Genomic DNA, 16,619 nt, shown 5'->3' with positions numbered 1-16,619 from the left:
GCCATAGTGAGCCGCTCCTGAACCGGGACGGACGCGGCATCGCACGCCCGACGGCGATCAGGCTGGAGGAAATGGCATGGGCGATGCCGCTGACCGGCGTGCCACGGATTTCGTCACCGTGAACGGGATCCGGCTCGCGTACGAACGTTCGGGGAGCGGTGAACCGGTCCTCATGATCATGGGGTCCGGTTGTTCCGGCCGCGTCTGGACGATGCACCAGACGCCCGCGCTGCACGCCGCGGGCTACGCCACGGTCGTGTTCGACAACCGCGGCATCCCGCCCTCCGACGCGCCGCCGGGCAAGTACCCGCTCGCGGAGCTGGTCGCCGACACCAGAGGCCTGATCGAGGCGCTGGATCTGGCGCCCTGCCGGATCGTCGGCATGTCCTTGGGCGCGATGATCGCCCAAGAGCTCGCGATCGAGCACCCGGAACTCGTCCGGTGCGCGGTGCTGATCGCCACCAGGGCCCGCGCGGACGCCGCCAGGCTGGCCCAGACCGAGGCCGAGATCGCGCTGGTGGAAAGCGGTGTGCGGCTGCCCGCCGCGTACGAGGCCGCCACGACGGTGTTCAAGATGTTCTCGCCGGCCACGCTCGACGACGACAGAGCCGTGGCCGGCTGGCTGGAGGTCTTCGAACTGGCGGGCACCGGGATCGCGGCCGCCGGGCAGACGTGGGCCGAACTCACCGGCGACCGCCGTGCGGCGCTGCGTCAGGTGACGGCGCCCTGCCGGGTCGTGACTTTCGCCGACGACCTCATGACCCCGCCGCACCTCGGTGCGGAGGTCGCCGAGGCGATCCCCCGCTGCGACCTGGCCGAGATCCCCGGCTGCGGACATCTCGGCTGCCTCGAACGCCCGGACGCGGTCAACGCGGCGATCACCGAGTTTCTCGACAACAACCGAGGAGGGCTTTCGTGACCATTGGAGACGACCCGAGCCTTGGCACGATCGGGCTGCGCGTGGAGGGCCTGGTCGAGCCACAGCCGATCAAGCCCGGCACAGTGAAGCGCATCATCCCGTACGCCATGCGCTATCGCTGGTCGCTGGTCATCGTGATGCTGGTGACCGTGGTCGACGCGGTCATCACGGTGTCGACCCCGCTGTTCCTGAAGGGGATCATCGACGACGGCATCATCCCCGGCAAGATGTCCGTCGTGGTGACGATGGCCCTGCTCGTCACCGGGCTCGCCCTGCTGAACATCGTGGCGATCTACGCACAGACCTGGTTCTCCGGCCGCGTCGGCCAGGGCCTCATCTTCGACCTGCGCACCAAGGTGTTCGCGCACGTGCAACGGCAACCGCTGGCGTTCTTCACCCGCACGCAGACGGGGTCGCTGGTCAGCAGGCTCAACACCGACGTCGTGGGCGCGGAGCGGGCCGTTTCGACGTTGCTGACGCAGTCCCTGTCCACGGTGCTGACGCTGGTTCTGGTGCTCGGCACGATGTTCTACCTGTCGTGGCCGATCACGCTGGTGGCACTCGTCCTGATCCCGATCTTCTTCCTGCCGGGGAAGATCATCGCCGCCCGGCTGGAACGGCTGGCCCGCACCGGCATGCAGACCGACGCCGAGCTGGGCTCGACGATGAACGAGCGGTTCAACGTGTCCGGCGCGATGCTGGTCAAGCTCTACGGCCGGCCGGACGAGGAAGCCGCGGACTTCTCGAGCAGGGCCGCGAAGGTCCGTGACATCGCCATTTCGATGGCCGTGCACGGACGGCTGCTGTTCATCCTGGTCACCCTGCTCACCACGATCACGACCGCCATGGTCTACGGTTTCGGCGGCTGGTTCGTCATCGACGGTGACCTGCAGCTCGGCACGCTCGTGGCGATGGTCGGCCTGCTGATGATGCTGTACGCCCCGATAAACCAGCTGACGAACATCCAGGTCGACGTCATGACCGCGCTGGTCAGTTTCGACCGCGTCTTCGAGGTGCTGGACCTGGACCCGATCATCTCCGAGCGGCCGGACGCCCGCCCGCTGCCGGCCCCGGAACCGGACGACGGTATCGCGCCGCCCGTCGAGTTCGACCGGGTCGCCTTCCGCTACCCAGCCGCCGGGGACGTGTCCCTGTCCTCCCTCGAGGCGGTGCCGTCGCGCAAGCCGGAGTCCGGAGAGAACGCGCTGGTGCTGGGCGAGGTGACCTTCCACGCCCCGGCGGGCAGGCTCACCGCGCTCGTCGGGCCGTCCGGCGCGGGCAAGACCACGATCACCCACCTGGTGCCGAGGCTCTACGACGCCACCTCCGGCACGGTGCGGATCGGCGGGCACGACGTCCGGGAGCTGACCTTGGACTCGCTGCGGCGCATGGTCGGCGTGGTCACGCAGGACGCGCACCTGTTCCACGACACGATCCGGGCCAACCTGCTGTACGCACGCCCGGACGCCACCGAGGCCGAGATCGTCGAGGCGTGCGAGGCGGCCCGGATCTGGCCGACGATCGCCCAGCTGCCGGAAGGCCTGGACACCGTCGTCGGCGACCGCGGCTACCGGATGTCCGGCGGCGAGAAACAGCGGCTCGCACTGGCCAGGCTCCTGCTCAAGTCACCACCGATCGTCGTACTGGACGAGGCGACCGCGCACCTGGACTCCGAATCCGAGCTGGCCATCCAGCGGGCGTTGCGGACCGCGCTCGCCGGCCGCACGTCACTGGTCATCGCGCACCGGCTGTCCACCATCCTCGACGCCGACCAGATCCTGGTGATCGACCAGGGGCGGATCCGGGAGCGCGGCACGCACGACGAGCTGCTCGCCGCCGGCGGGCTCTACGCGGAGCTCTACCGGACGCAGTTCGCCCAGCAGCGGGATCTCGACGCGGAACCGGCCGAAAGGGGGGTTGCCAAGAGCGGGAACCGTGCTTTGGGCTGATGCCGGGGCGACCGCGGGCCCCGAGGATGAGGACATGCCACACGCAGACGCCCCTCCGGTGTTCCACGCAGAGGGCTTGACCAAGAAGTACGGCCGCCGCGGCAAGCCGGCGCTCGACGACGTGAACCTCACCATCCCCTCCGGCCGGGTCATCGGGCTGGTCGGCCCGAACGGGGCGGGCAAGTCGACCCTGCTGCACCTGGCCTGCGGGCTGATCGAGCCGACGGCGGGATCGCTGACCGTGCTCGGGTCTCCTCCGGCGGCGAACGCGACGCACCTGGCGAGAGTCGGCTTCGTCGCGCAGAACACCCCGGTGTACGGGTCGTTCAGCGTGGCCGAGCACCTGAAATTCGGTGCCAAGATGAACCCGGCGTGGGACCCGGCACTGGCCGAGCGCAGGATCAGGCAGGTCGGGCTGAACCCGGGGCAGAAGGCGGGGCAGCTGTCCGGTGGTCAGCGCGCGCAGCTCGCGCTGACCATCGCGGCCGCCAAACGTCCCGAACTGCTGATCTTCGACGAACCCGCCGCGGCGCTGGATCCGCTGGCCCGCAAAGGGTTCCTGCGGAACCTGATGGAGTTCGTGGTCGAGCTCGGCGCCAGCGCCGTGCTGTCCTCGCACCTGCTCGACGACATCGAGCAGGTCTGCGACTACCTCATCGTGCTGTGCGAATCACGCGTGCAGGTCGCGGGCGACGTCCGTGATCTGCTGGCCCGCCACGCCCGGCTGGTCGGGCCGCGCGAGGGGCTGGACCGGCTGGCCCCGGGTGTCGAAGTCATCCGAACCGAGCACCGCGGTCACTACAGCCACTCGATCGTCCGCACGGGTGCCGCCCCGGGGCCGCTGCCCTACGTGGCCGAGCGGGTTTCGCTCGAAGAACTCGTCCTCGCGTACATGACCAGGGCGGCCACCGGCTACGGCTCGGGCATGGGTGCCGAGGCCGCGACCGACGTGTGGGAGGCCCGCCGATGATGTGGTTGAGCTGGCGGCAGTTCCGCGTCCAGGCACTGGTCGGCGCCGTGGCGCTGGCCGTGATCGTCGCGTACCTGGTTTACGTGGGGACGGACGTCCGCGACGGGTACGACATCTTCCAGGCCAAGTGCCACGGCCGGACCGACTGCGCACAGGCGACGGCCCAGTTCCGCGGCGCCTACGAGAACACGTTGCTGTTCCTCGCGGCAGGGCTCGCGCTGATCCCCGCCGTCATCGGGGCGTTCTGGGGCGCGCCGCTGATCGCGCGGGAACTCGAGGCGAACACGCACACGCTGGCGTGGAACCAAAGCGTTCCCCGCCCGCGCTGGCTGCTCACCAAGGTGCTGGTCGTCGGCCTCGCCGCCATGCTCCTGACCGGGGCAGCGGGGGCCATGCTCACCTGGGCGGCCGCGCCGTTCGACGAGGTGGTGAAGAACCAGTTCAGCACGTTCGTGTTCGGCGCGCGCAACATCGCACCGATCGGCTACGCCGCGCTGGCGTTCACCTTCGGCACCCTCGCCGGGCTTCTGCTGCGGCGGACCCTGCCCGCGATGGCCTTGACCCTCGTCGCCTTCATCGCCTTCCAGTTCTTCTTCGCCAACGTGGTGCGCCCCAACATCGTGCCGGCGGAGCACGCCACGCTGCCGATGACCGCCGAGGCCATCAACGAGGCGCAAAGCCTGGGCAGCATCGCCGGCGGCTCGGTCATCAACGGCGTGCGCATCCCGAACACGCCCGACGCGTGGATCGCCGGCACCAGCCCGCTGCGCACCGCGAACGGCCGGACGCTCGAAGACGGAAAGTTCGGCGACTGCATCAACACCCCGCCCAAGACCGGCGCCGGTGGCACATTCGGCGACGCCGCGGTGTGCCTGGCCAAGTACGACCTCCATGTCGACGTCAGCTACCAGCCCAACAGTCGCTATTGGACGTTCCAGACGCTGGAGACCGCGATCTACCTCGCGCTCAGCGGAGTTCTCGCCGGGGTCAGCCTCTGGCGAATCCGACGCAGGGTGAACTGATACGTCGCGGAAAGGCGCCGCCGGGAATTGTCACCGGCGGCGCTGTTCCCAATACCGGAAACCTCCCGGGTGTCCACGGGAAGAAGTGCCGGAACTGGGCGACCGGCAAATCTTGTGTAATCCTGAACCAGAAGTCGCCGTCGAATCAGGTACGGCACCGTGTTCCGGGAGGCCGAATGAGTACGGCACGACACGAGGAATTCGACGTGGTGGTCGTCGGCGGCGGCCCGGCGGGCTCGACACTCGCGACACTGGTCGCCCTGCGCGGTCATCGCGTCCTGCTCCTGGAGAAGGAAACCTTCCCCCGGTACCAGATCGGCGAGTCGCTGCTGCCGTCCACCATCCACGGCATCTGCCGGCTGCTCGGCGTGACCGGCGAACTCGCCGATGCGGGTTTCCCCCACAAGCGCGGCGGCACCTTCCGGTGGGGCAGCAACCCGACGCCGTGGAACTTCGCCTTCTCCGTCTCGTCCAAGGTCGCCGGGCCGACCTCGTTCGCCTACCAGGTCGAACGGAGCCGGTTCGACAAGATCCTGCTCGACAACGCCGCCCGCAAAGGTGCCGACGTGCGCCAGAACCACACGGTGACCGACGTCGTGGAAGACGGGGACGGGCGGGTGAGCGGGCTGCGCTACACCGGTCCGGACGGCACCGCGGGCGAGGTGTCGGCCCGGTACGTCGTGGATGCCTCCGGCAACACCAGCCGCATCGGCAAACGGGTCGGCGGCTCGCGGCAGTACTCGGACTTCTTCCGCAGCCTGGCCCTGTTCGGGTACTTCGAGAACGGCAAGCGGCTGCCACCGCCGAACTCCGGCAACATCCTGTGCGTCGCCTTCAGCCACGGGTGGTTCTGGTACATCCCGCTCAGCGACACGCTGACCAGCGTCGGCGCGGTCGTCCGCCGGGAGGAGGCGGCAAAGGTCCAGGGTGACCCGGAGGCGGCGATGCGCACCCTCGTCGGCGAGTGCCCGCTGATCGACGAGTACCTCGCCGGCGCCACCCGCGTCACGACCGGCCAGTACGGGAAGCTGCGGGTACGCAAGGACTACTCCTACCACCACACGAAGTTCTGGCGGCCGGGCATGGTCCTCGTCGGCGACGCGGCCTGCTTCGTGGACCCGGTGTTCTCCTCCGGGGTGCACCTGGCCACCTACAGCGCGCTGCTGGCGGCCCGCTCCATCAACAGCGTCCTGGCCGGGACGACCGGCGAACAGCGGGCGTTCGGCGAGTTCGAGGCGCGGTACCGCCGCGAGTACGGCGTCTTCTACGAGTTCCTGACCTCCTTCTACGACATGCACATCGACGAGGATTCCTACTTCTGGTCGGCCAAGAAGGTGACCAAGAGCAGCCACACCGAGCTGGAGTCGTTCGTCGAGCTCGTGGCCGGGATGTCCAGCACCGACTTCGACCTCTCCGACACCGAATCGGGCGTCCTCCGGCTCAAGCGGCGGTCGGCGGAGTTCGCCGAGGCCGTCGACACGCTGGTCGGCGAGCGCGAAGAGAACATGGCGCCGTTGTTCCGGTCGACGGTGGTGCGCGACGCGATGCAGGCAGGCTCGCAGGTGCAGACGAGGGCACAGCTCGGTGCGGACGCCGGCGAGGAGGTCCCGGTCTTCGACGGCGGTCTCGTCGCCTCGTCCGACGGCCTGTCGTGGCACGAACCGGGGCCGGACCGATGACGCGCCGCCGCGCACGGAGAGCGGGCACGGTACTGGCCGTGGCCGTGCTGCTGCTCGGCCTGGCTCCCCCGGCCGGGATCGCCGGGCCGCGTACCGAGTCCTCCGAAATCCCCGGGCTGAGCCGTCCGGTGCGGATCGTCGTGGACCACTGGGGCGTGCCCCACATCTACGCGCGGAACGCCGGCGATCTGTTCCTCGCCCAGGGTTTCACCGCCGCGCGCGACCGGCTGTTCCAAATGGACGTGTGGCGGCGCAGCGGTCTCGGCCTGCTCTCGGAGATCCTCGGCCCGTCGTTCGTCCGGCAGGACCGCGCGGCCCGCCTGCTCCTCTACCGCGGCGACATGGAGCGCGAATGGGCCGCGTACGGTCCCGAAGCGAAGCTGGCGGTGACCCGCTTCACCGAGGGCATCAACGCGCAGGTGGACTGGCTCGAGCGCCATCCGGAAAACCTGCCGCCGGAATTCCGGGAATTCGGCTTCGCGCCATCCCGGTGGCGGCCGGAGGACGTGGTGCGCATCCGCAAGCACGGGTTGTCCATGAACGCCGCGTCGGAGGTGTTCCGGTCGCGTCTGGTCTGCGCGGGCGGCATCGGTGCCGGCACGTTCTCCCGTGCGCTGCAGCCCGCCCACACCCCGGCCGTCCCGGACGGTCTCGACCCGTGCTCGGTGCCGGCGGACGTCCTGGAGCCCGCCGGGCAAGCCGATCGGCAGCCCGCCCCGGCGCCGCCGGGCACCGCCGCGATGGCCGAGGGCAGCAACGGCTGGGTGGTCGCCCCGGCGAGAACCGCGACGGGACGCCCGGTGCTCGCCAACGACCCGCACCGGGCGCTCACCGCGCCGCCGCTGCGGTACATCAGCCACCTGTCGACACCGGGGCTGGACGTCATCGGGGCGGGCGAGCCGTTCCTGCCCGGGGTTTCCCTGGGACACAACGAGACGGTCGCGTTCGGACTGACCGTGTTCGGCATCGACCAGGAGGACCTGTACGTCTACCGGCTCGACCCCGGATCCCCCGGCCGGTACGGCTACCGCGGCGCGTGGGAGCCGTTCCGCACGGTCACCGAGGAGGTGCCCGTCGCGGGCGGACCACCGCAACGGGTCGAACTGCAGTTCACCAGGCACGGCCCCGTGCTGCGGGTCGACGGGGAACACCACGTGGCCTACGCGTTGCGCACCACCTGGACGGAACCGGGGACGGCACCGTATCTCGGCTCCCTGCGGTACCTGCGGGCGCGGGACTTCGGCGAGTTCGCCGCCGCCCTGCGGCACTGGGGCGGGCCACCCGAGAACCACCTCTACGCCGACACCGGCGGGAACATCGGCTGGGTCACCGCCGGGCTGGCGCCGAAGCGGTCCGGCTACGACGGCCTGCTCCCCGCCCCGGGAGACGGCCGCTACGAATGGACCGGCTTCCACGACGGCGCCACCCTGCCGCGCTCCTACAACCCCCCGGATGGCTTCATCGCCTCCGCCAACGACTACAACGTGCCGGCGGGCCATCCGTTCCAGGTGGGGTACGAATGGGAACCGCCGTACCGCCGTCAGCGCATCGACGACGTGCTCTCCGCCGGCCGGCGGCAGTCGGTGGACGACTCGGTCCGGTTGCAGAACGACCAGCTGTCGCTGCCGGCACTGCGCCTGCTGCCGCTGGTGACCGGGCTGCGGAGCACCGATCCCGGCACCGGGCGGGCACTGGACCTGCTCCGCGGGTACGACGGCGTCGCCCAGGTCGATTCGGCGGCCACCGCGCTCTACGAGCCGTGGTTCACCAACCACCTCGTGCCGGCGTTCCTCCGCGTGTTCCTGAACGAGGAAGCCGCGTCGCTCGCGCGGATCCCCGGTGGGAACATTTCCCTGATGCTCGAAGCACTCGAGCACCCCGGCGAGTGGTTCGGACCCGGCGGCGCGGCCGCCAGGGACCGCCTGCTGCTCACCACACTCGGTGCCGCCTACGCCGACGTACGGGGAAAGCTCGGGGACGATCCGGGCAAGTGGCGGTGGGGCACCCTGCAGCACACCGTTTTCCTGAGCACCACCGGACGGCACGTCGGCCCGGTCGAGCGGGGTGGATCCGGGTACACGGTGGACGTCTCGAGCTACAACCCGGCCACTTACGAGCAGGGCGTGGGCGCGTCGTTCAAAATGGCGCTCGATGTCGGGCACTGGGACGACTCGAAGGCGATCAACGCCCCCGGTCAATCCGGCGACGTGGCCGGCCCGCACTACCGTGACCTGCTGGAGGGCTGGCGGACCGGAACGTACTTCCCGTTGCTCTACAGCCGAGCCGCGGTCGAGCGCAACGCGGAGAGCGTGCTCACGTTGCTCCCCGGCGCGTAGCCGCCGACTCGACGAAAGCACCCAGCCGGGCGACGCCCTCCTCGATGTCGGCGTGCGTCAGGTAGCTGGTCGAGAGCCTGATCTCGTGCCGGCCGCCGCCTTGCGGGTAGAAGTACGACATCGGCGTCCAGATCACCCCGAAGTCCTTCGCCGACCGGGTGAGCGCGGCGTTCCCGGCGCGGAACGGCACCCGCAGGGTCAGGAAGAAGCCGCCACTGGGCGCGTTCCAGCTCACCCCCAGCCGGGTCCTGCGCTCGGCCGGGAATTCGTGCTCCAGGCATTCCAGGGTGAAGCGCATGGCTTCCCCGTAGTGCGCGGCCGTCTCCGTGGTGAACTCCGAAAGGCGGCCGCCCGACTCGAGCAGCGCACCGGCCACCACCGCCTGGCTCAGGGGTGAGGTGTTCACGGTGACCATGCTCTTGATCTTGGCGAGTTCGGCGGCGAGCAGCCCGGTGCCGCCGTCCGGAGCCACCACCGGCTGGTCCGCGACCACGAACCCGATTCGCGCACCGGGAAACACAGTCTTGGCGTAGGACCCCAGGTGGATCACCTGGCGCGTCCGGTCCAGCGACTTGAGCGCCGGTACCCGCGCACCCGGGCTGACCAGCCGGTACGGGCTGTCCTCCAAGACGAGTACGCCGATCCGCGCGGCCAGGTCGAGCAGCGCCCGCCGGGCCTGGAGCGGCATGGTGACGCCGGACGGGTTCGCGTGGTCCGGGACGACGTAGACGGCCCGAGGCCGCTTGCCGCGCGCCCGCACCGCCTCGGCCGCGGCTTCGAGTGCGCCGCACGAGAGGCCGTCCTCGTCCTCTTCGACGGCGACCACTTCCGCGTCCAGCAGCCTGGCGGCCCCGGTGATCCCCACGTAACACGGATTCGTGACCAGCAGCACGTCGTCCGGACCCGAGATGAGCGCCCGCAGCGTCAGGAACATGGCCTCCTGGCAGCCGACCGTGACCACGATCGACTCCGGCGGCACCTCGATGTCTTCGTCCGCGCGCAGCGAGCCGGCGATCAGCTCGCGGATCAACCCGGCGGCAGGCCCGTACTGGAACACGGTTTCGCGCACCTCCGCGGGCGAGCGGCCCTGTCCGGCCAGGTGATCCAGATACCGTCGCACATAGCCGAACATCTGCTCGGTGTCGAAGAACCCGGCGTACGGCCGCCCCGGCGCGAACGACACCGCCCCCGGGTAGCGCGACGTCACCTCGTTCAGGAAGTTCATCGTGTCCATGGCGGGATCGGCGACACTCGCGTGGAGATCCGCCAAGCGCAGCTCTCCCCCGTTCCCCGTGCCGTCACGCGCACCCGCCCTGGTCACCGATCCGTCCGTGCGGCGGTCCGGCGGTACCTGGCTGACGAGCTGCGGGCCGGCGTCCGCGATGGTGCGCAGACCGGCCAGCGACATCGCGTCGGTCAGCTCGTCGAGGAGGATGGTGAAGACGTCCTTGACGCCGTCGGCCCCGCCGGTCGCGAGGCCGTGCAGAACCGGGCGGCCGATGAGGACCGCGTCGGCGCCGAGGGCGAGCGCCGCCAACACGTCCCGGCCACGGCGCACCCCGCCGTCCACCAGGATCGGGACGCGGCCACCGGCGGCCGCGACGACCTCGGGCAGGACATCGAGCGTCGCCGGCACGCCGTCGAGCTGGCGGCCTCCGTGGTTGGAGACCACGATGCCGTCCACGCCCGCCTCGACCGAGCGCGTCGCGTCGGCGCCGGTGAGGATCCCCTTGACCAGGATCGGCAACGGGGAGACCGAACGCAGCCAGTCCACCACCGACCAGTCCACGTCGGGGTCGAACGCCCAGCGCGCGTGCGACGAGGGCTCGGCGAAGCCGTCGCCTTCGAGGTTGGCGGGGACCGTGCCCGCGGGCAGCCGGAAGCCGTTGCGCAGGTCCCGCAGCCGGCGGCCGAGGTGCGGCGTGTCGACGGTCAGGACCAGCGCCTCGAAGCCCGCGTTCCCGGCGCGTTCGACCAGGCGTGCGGTCACCCGGCGGTCCCGCATGCAGTAGACCTGGAGCCAGAGGGGCACCGTGGCTTCGGCGGCGAGTTCCTCGAAGGTGCGGCTCGCGAAGGTGCTGACCACCACCGGGACCTTCGCCGCGGCGGCCGTTCCCCGTACGGTGGCCAGCTCACCCTCCGGGTGCGCGAGCGTGTGGTAGGCGACGGGAGCGACCGCCACCGGAGCGTCCCAGGTCCGGCCCAGGATCTTCGCGACGGTCTCCGGATGGCGCACCCCGCGCAGTACCGACGGCCGCAGCCGGACCCGGTCGAACGCGGCGGTGTTCGCCGCGAGCGTCCGCTCCTCGCCCGCGCCGCCTTCGATGAAATCCCAGACCTCCGGGTCCAGCCGCTCCCTGGCTCGCCACGCGATCCCATCGAGCGTCAATTCCATAACAGCTCCCGTTCCCGGTGGCACGGCGCCGGTCCTGCTCCTGGTCCGCACCTCGTGTCCGATCTTCGATCGCCGGGGGCGGACGGCTCGCCCTCGGTGCCCGAGCACGCCCGAAACGCGCCTGGTGTTTCAGGGACGGCGGCCCGCCGCGTCCGCCGCGTGCTGGCGCTCGACGGCCTCGTACAGGGCGTGGATGTTGTTGCTGCCGAACGTCCTGGCTCCGCGGCGGTCGATCAGCTCGTAGAAGAGAGTCCGCCGCGGGTGCGTCGACTCCGTGAAGATCTGGAACATGACGCCCGTGTGGTCGCGGTCGGCGAGGATGTCGAGCGCCCTCAGCTCGTCGAGCGGCACGCCTATCTCGCCGAGCCGGGCGGGGAGCGCCTCGTAGTAGCTCGGTGGCGTGGACAGGAAACGCAGACCGCGCTCCGCGCCGGCGCGCACCGCGGCCGTGATGTCGCCGGTGAGGAAGGCGACATGCTGCACGCCGGCCCCTCCGTGTGCCTCGACGAAGGCGTCGATCTGGCCGGGATCGCGTGTGGTGTCGGGCTGGATGACGGTGAACGTCAGCATCCCGGACCGGCTCTGGACGACCTTCGAGTCCATCGCCTGCGAACCGACGATGATCCGTTCTTCGAAGATCTGGGTGAGGTCGAAGATCTCCTGGTAACGGCGGACGGCTTCGTCCAGCTCACCGGCGGGTACACACACCGCGAAGTGGTCGACCCGCCGCAGCAGGCCGCCGGGCGAGCCGGGACCGATCTCTTCGATGGCCGGCGCGAACGGACCCCCTGGCTGCTCACGAGAAACGAAGCGGTGCTCGATGTCGCCGAGACCGAGCACGGACGCGAACGTGACCCGCGCGCCCGCGGGCCCGAACTCCTCGGGCGGGGCCACGGGGACGGCCCCGCGTTCCACCGCCGCGGCGAACGCGGCGTGTGCGTCGTCGACCCCGATGCCGATCACCCCGACGCCGTCGCCGTGGTGCCGCACGTATTCGGCCGCGCGGTGGTCCGGGCTGGTGGCCGTGGTCAGCAGCAGCGCGATGTCGTTCTGACGCAAGAACACCGACTCGCAACCGCGCAAGCCCGTGCTCGCGCGACCCCGGCCGGCGAGCGCGAACCCGAAGGAGCCGCACAACCTCGCCGCTGTTCCCTCCGCATCTTCGACGAACAGTTCCACGTGATCGACTGATTCTATTTCCACCCTGACACCTCCGTGCTGATTCTCGAAAAATAACCGACGAGGCAGGCGCGCAATGCGCCACGCCTAGCCAACCCCTTTCTCTGCGATACGAGCTGCGATTTCAGACCATTTATCGGCACAGAAACGCGCCAGCTCGGCAATACTTTCCGTGCTGTGCGGCGGCACGCTGTCGATGATCCTGTTCCAGTCCTCCGACCGGACCATGTGGATGTTCAGCAGCCGCAGCAGATCACGCCCGCTCTCGTTGAGGCGCAGCGCGGGATCGGCTTTCAGCCGCGCCATCACGATGGCCGGCGGCGGCTTCACCTCACGCCAGCCGGCGACGGACCCGGCGGACCGGCCCTCGGCCTCTCCCGCGAGCTTCCCCTGCCGCTTCCGCGGCACCGGGTCCTCACCGCGCAGCAACCGGTGCTTGACGTCCCGCACGGTCTCCGCGGAGATCCCCGCCGCGCGGGCGACCTGGCGCAACGACAGGCTGGGATCACCGACGATCAGCTCGTGGGCCAGCCTGCGGCCCGCACTCACGTCGACGGACCGGACCCGGCCGTCCCGGCCGATGCGGGCCGGGACGGCCGCCACACCGTCGCCGGCACCCCGGCGGATCTCGGCAACCGTCTTGGTGGAGATGCCGGCCACCGACGCGATCATCCGATCGGACCAGCGGCCGTGAGTCGCGACGATGCGCTCGGCGGCCCGTCGGCGATCGGCGGACGACAGCGGCAGGCCGTGCGCGATATTGGATTCCACGGCCAGGATGAAGGCGTCGTCCTCGGTGCCGTCGAAAAACCGCACCGCGATCGTCGTCCGGCCGGCCAGCATTGCGGCGCGGAGCCGGTGCATACCGTCGATGACCCGCATGGTGGGCCGGTGCACCACGATCGGCGGCAGTGACGCACTGGCGGCGACCAGCATCTCCACGTGCTCCGGATTCTCGCCGCCGAGTCGCGGAGAGCCCCCCATGGACAACACACTGATTCTTACTTCTTCTGTCGAATGCAGATCGGTGTGACGCGGCGCGAACTGCAATGCCCCCTCCTTCGGAATTTCGCCCGAACCGCGCTCTCGCGGGCAATGAACCACCCTGCCCCAGCGGCCGGCCGGTCGTCACCGTGTTCAACTGCCATCATCCGCGCAGTTGAACACGAACACGGGAAATAATTGGCACACCGTCAATCAGTACGACGAAATCATCGAAACTTTGCCGCGGCGGAGCTCACAATTTCGCCGTACGCGATACGAGGCCAGGACGCGCCGCCGCGCATTCGGCCCGCGACGAACCGCGGCCTCGGAGTCGCCAGGCGGTCACTTCGTGACGTCTGCCGGGCGGTCTCCCCACGGGTCGGCGATCACCGCACGGTCGTCGAGTTCCTCCGCGAAGGAAAGCCACATCGCCGAAAAGTGGCGGGCCACGCTCGTGATCGTCGCCAGGCAATGGGGCGGAACGGCCTCGGCGGCCCCGAGCCAGTCCTTGGCCTCGGCTGCGGTGTGCTGGAGGAGCCGCAGGAGCCGCCTGCCTTGTTCGTTGTGCCGCAGGGACGGATCACGCACCAGCTTGTCCAGGGCGAACAGGGCCGCTTCGTGCTCCGTGACCGGCGGCTCGGCGGCTCCCTCGTCCACTCCCGCACCGGCTGCCGTGCCGGGTTCGCCGTCCGCAGGCTCGGCCGGCCCGGCCTCCTTCCCGGCCTTCGCCGTCGTCCCGCTCCGCCGCGGCTGGGGCAGTACCGGCTCTTCACCGCGTTCGAGCCGCTGGCGGACGGCCCGGGCGGTACCGGGGGAAACACCGGCGCCCCGCGCGACCTCCCGCAGAGAGGCGTTCGGGTTCATGGCGATGAACTCCGCCGTTCGCCGCCGCCCCTCCCCGCTGTCCAGCGGACGCACCTTGCCGTCCCTGCCGATCCGGGTCGCCGCCTCCGGCGCCGGGCCACTGGACCGCCGGATCGACGCCACGGTCCTGGCGCCCAGGCCCGTGACCTCGGCAATGGCCCGATCCGACAGGCGGGGATGCGTAGCGACGATCCGGATCGCGGCGGCCCGGCGATCGGCCTGGGACAACGGGAAACCATGCGTGACGTTCGCCCGCACGGCCTGCAGGAAGGCATCTTCGGGATCGCCGTCGAAGAATTCGACGTCGATCGTGTCCTGGCCGCGCATGGAGGCCGCCATCAACCGGTGCATCCCGTCGATGACCCGCATGGTGCGCCGGTCGACCAGGATGGGCGGCAACGGCGAATCCGTCTCCGCCAGCCGCGCGACATGCCTCTTGTCCTCACCTCTCAGCCGTGGCGACTCACCGGGACGCAAGGACAGGATCGGTATCGTCACCATTTCCTGATGTGCGGTCGCTGAGCGCAACGAACGTGCATTCAGGTCGATCATGCAGTCTCTCCCCCTGAGATCCAACGCCACCCCCAGGTCCGGATCCGGCTGTTCGAACCAGCCTGGCGAGCAGCCGACACTGATCCGTGACCTCCCGCGATCTTCGCTGATTCGACCGTGATTAAGCAACACACCGCAGAGCGGGCGAAGGCGGCGAACTCCCTTCCGCACACCGGGGCACCCGTTCACGGAGATCAACTATAATCGACGAGCGACTGTTATTTCAGCGCAACCAAATCCGGGTAATCAATGGTCCAGCGCGATAGCCCGTTCAGCGAGTTCCCGATTCGATCTTTGCCTGAAGCCGCGGGTTTCGGAAGCCGCTGCCGTGGCCGGTTTCCGGCGGGAAATCGTGGTGCGAGCGTCCCGGCAGGCGCCGGATCCGGTGGGCCGGGGGATGCGCGGAGCCGGGTGAACGCTTTCGCGAGGTGCTGCGCCCAGTGCCGGGTACCGGTCCGGACGCGCGGAGGCCGGCACGGGCGACGTGGGTAAGTTTCACGGCGAAGGCGCAGAAGCGGCAAGCCGAGGGTGGCGAGGCGGTCTCCGCGCGAACGGCAAGTTCCCGCCGCGGTCGTCTCGGAGGTGTAGCCGCAATCCGGTGACGCCCGCGCCGGCGCAGCCCGGCGGGCATTCTCGGGATCCACTTCGCGGCCCAGCAGGTCCACGGAGCGGAACACCGACGGGTCGGCGGCCTCGGCGTCGAGGTGCCCGTGGATGAGCAGCGCGCCCGTGACCGGTCGGCGCCTTCGAGCCGGACGATCCGGCGGACACCATCGGATCCGGGCCGGCCGATCCACTGTGGACGGCCCACCAGGCCGGCACCCCGTTGTCCATGACGGGCGGCAGGACCGTGGCCCGGCCGGCGGTGTCGACGGTTTGTGGACGCGCCTTGACACCGTGGGACTCGCCGAACCCGGCCCGGAACTGGAGAACGGAGGCAGCATGCGCACCATGTACGACGCTGTCACAGCGGCGAACATCCCCCGCACCGCGGCCATGGTCGCCGGATACGTCGACAAGATCAAGATCGAGCCCTGGACCGACGCGGACTGGGCGCGATTCCCGCACGCGGTGAAGGTCCGCATCGTCAAGAAGGCGTCGACCGACGCCGGCCACGTGCTCGACGTCGAGCCCGGCGACGCCACGCCCGCGCAAGCACCGGGCTGGGTGCGGCTGCGCCGAGCCGCCGGGGCGGATCCGACGGTCTACTGCAACGCCTCGACCTGGCCGTCCGTCCGGGCGGCCTTCCGGGGGGCCGGTGTCGCCGAACCGCACTACTGGATCGCGAAGTTCGACGGCGATCCCACGATCCCCGCCGGTGCGGTCGCCAAGCAGTACCGCGGCGACGTCGCACCCGGCTACGACATCTCGTCGGTCGCCGACCACTGGCCCGGCGTCGACCCCACCCAGCCCGCACCATCGGAAGAAGGTTTCGCCATGCTGGCCCCCGCCGCCGACGACGACTACGTATCCATCCCCTGCAACGGCCGGAACCACCTGTTCGTCGCCGCGCACTTCGGGCGCAAGGTCACCGCGATCGAGATCTGGGCCATCGGTGACAGCCCCGCCGATCCGGCGGAGAAGCGCGTGACCTTCGTCGGTGGCGGTTTCGCGTTCGACCCGGACCGGCCGGGGCCGATCGCGATCCCGGCCGACACCCGCACGGTGAACCTCCGCTACCAGGCGGACCACTCGTTCACCGGCTGGTGCGCCTGACCGCACCGCGAGCGACGCGCACGGCCCGGAAGCGGCCCGGTGCGGACCCGGCCG

The 16,619-nt window shown here is 70.1% G+C and carries 11 protein-coding genes; 7 read left to right on the top strand and 4 right to left on the bottom strand.

From position 1 onward, the window contains the following. Positions 1–76 precede the first annotated feature (76 nt). The 6 genes from A3CE_RS0149565 (at position 77) to A3CE_RS0149540 (ending at position 8,875) form a co-directional block, all read left to right on the top strand. Entirely contained in the window at positions 77–919 is an 843-nt protein-coding gene (locus tag A3CE_RS0149565; protein WP_020647585.1) for an alpha/beta fold hydrolase, read from the top strand. Beyond that, positions 916–2,868 carry an ABC transporter ATP-binding protein gene (locus A3CE_RS0149560; RefSeq protein ID WP_020647584.1) on the top strand — a complete coding sequence of 651 codons (1,953 nt, stop codon included), beginning with the start codon at positions 916–918 and terminating at the stop codon, positions 2,866–2,868. Before A3CE_RS0149565 ends, A3CE_RS0149560 begins: the two co-directional genes overlap by 4 nt. A 34-nt stretch (positions 2,869–2,902) precedes the next feature. Continuing rightward, entirely contained in the window at positions 2,903–3,838 is a 936-nt protein-coding gene (locus tag A3CE_RS53115; RefSeq protein WP_051183856.1) for an ABC transporter ATP-binding protein, read from the top strand. Then, positions 3,835–4,860, top strand: coding sequence for an ABC transporter permease subunit (locus A3CE_RS0149550; RefSeq protein WP_026469636.1), 1,026 nt, complete (start codon positions 3,835–3,837; stop codon positions 4,858–4,860). The genes A3CE_RS53115 and A3CE_RS0149550 overlap by 4 nt, the downstream gene beginning before the upstream one ends. Before the next feature lie 176 nt (positions 4,861–5,036). After that, a complete protein-coding gene (locus A3CE_RS0149545; RefSeq protein WP_026469635.1) occupies positions 5,037–6,539 on the top strand; it encodes a tryptophan 7-halogenase in 1,503 nt (500 codons plus the stop codon). A 38-nt stretch (positions 6,540–6,577) separates the two neighbouring features. Next, positions 6,578–8,875: a penicillin acylase family protein gene (locus A3CE_RS0149540; RefSeq protein WP_020647580.1), complete on the top strand. Its 2,298-nt coding sequence runs from the start codon at positions 6,578–6,580 to the stop codon at positions 8,873–8,875. Here the strand turns inward: A3CE_RS0149540 and A3CE_RS59170 are convergent. From A3CE_RS59170 to A3CE_RS53110, 4 genes are all read right to left on the bottom strand, one after another. Next, positions 8,853–11,270, bottom strand: coding sequence for an aminotransferase class I/II-fold pyridoxal phosphate-dependent enzyme (locus tag A3CE_RS59170; protein ID WP_020647579.1), 2,418 nt, complete (start codon positions 11,268–11,270; stop codon positions 8,853–8,855). The genes A3CE_RS0149540 and A3CE_RS59170 overlap by 23 nt on opposite strands. A gap of 129 nt (positions 11,271–11,399) precedes the next feature. Then, positions 11,400–12,473 (bottom strand): 4-hydroxyphenylpyruvate dioxygenase, encoded by a 1,074-nt coding sequence (gene hppD, locus A3CE_RS0149530; RefSeq protein ID WP_026469632.1) that lies wholly within the window; start codon positions 12,471–12,473, stop codon positions 11,400–11,402. Positions 12,474–12,536: 63 nt separating this feature from the next. Further along, entirely contained in the window at positions 12,537–13,499 is a 963-nt protein-coding gene (locus A3CE_RS0149525) for a ParB/RepB/Spo0J family partition protein (RefSeq protein ID WP_245589765.1), read from the bottom strand. Between the two features lie 276 nt (positions 13,500–13,775). After that, the gene (locus A3CE_RS53110) at positions 13,776–14,798 is read right to left on the bottom strand and encodes a ParB/RepB/Spo0J family partition protein (RefSeq protein WP_020647576.1); all 1,023 of its coding nucleotides are present in this window, start codon (positions 14,796–14,798) and stop codon (positions 13,776–13,778) included. A gap of 993 nt (positions 14,799–15,791) precedes the next feature. Between A3CE_RS53110 and A3CE_RS59165 the strand changes: the two genes are divergently transcribed. Beyond that, the gene (locus A3CE_RS59165; protein ID WP_245589763.1) at positions 15,792–16,565 is read left to right on the top strand and encodes a hypothetical protein; all 774 of its coding nucleotides are present in this window, start codon (positions 15,792–15,794) and stop codon (positions 16,563–16,565) included. Positions 16,566–16,619 lie beyond the last annotated feature (54 nt).

Origin of the sequence: Amycolatopsis balhimycina FH 1894, assembly GCF_000384295.1 — a bacterium.
In the GTDB taxonomy this organism is placed as follows: Bacteria; Actinomycetota; Actinomycetes; order Mycobacteriales; family Pseudonocardiaceae; genus Amycolatopsis; species Amycolatopsis balhimycina.
This window is presented reverse-complemented; position numbering and strand designations above follow the sequence as displayed.